We start from the raw sequence: 600 nt of genomic DNA, 5'->3' as shown, positions 1-600 counted from the left end.
GCTGAGCATTTCGCAGATTCAGACGCAGCAAGAGAACTGACCCAAAGAGGCAGAACCGAGTCAGAGGCTGTTGCACGAGCTTGTGCTGAGCAAGGTTTTGCTCAATTTGACAAAGTGTTGGTGAGCCCGTACATCCGTGCTCAGCAAACCTGGCAAGAAATCAGTACGTTTTTCTCGACAAAAAGCATCGAGACCAGTGACGACATCACACCATACGGTCAATCGGATTGCGTGTTTGATTTTGCGAACGCGCTCATTGAAGTCGAGAAACTAGAGTCTCTATTGTTTGTTTCTCATTTACCGTTAGTTGGTTATTTGACGTCTGAGTTTGTGAAAGAGATGACGCCTCCAATGTTCCCAACTTCTGGTTTAGTGTGCATCGAATACGAACCACAAACACAGCGTGGTGAGGTGCTTTGGCATATTACGCCTTAAGCGTCTAAGTCATCGTTATCTAAAGATAAATCGATCTCTTAAATAGACAGACATCTAAAACAAGCATTTAAAAATTAGATATTGATAAACAAAAGGCAGGAATATCCTGCCTTTCTTATTCTTAGAATGTATGTGTTACTTCTCTGGAATAGAGAGCAAAACCAG

At 42.5% G+C, this 600-nt stretch carries 1 protein-coding gene; it reads left to right on the top strand.

All coding sequences use genetic code 11. The features are described from left to right. Window positions 1-435: phosphohistidine phosphatase SixA (sixA, locus tag R7040_RS28020; protein ID WP_318097826.1), on the top strand; the 435-nt coding region annotated here is incomplete at its 5' end. Window positions 436-600 lie beyond the last annotated feature (165 nt).

The sequence above is a fragment of the Vibrio sp. 1069 genome, from assembly GCF_033340555.1.
The sequence above is the reverse complement of the archived record's forward strand: the minus strand, read 5'-3'. Positions and strand labels throughout refer to the sequence as shown.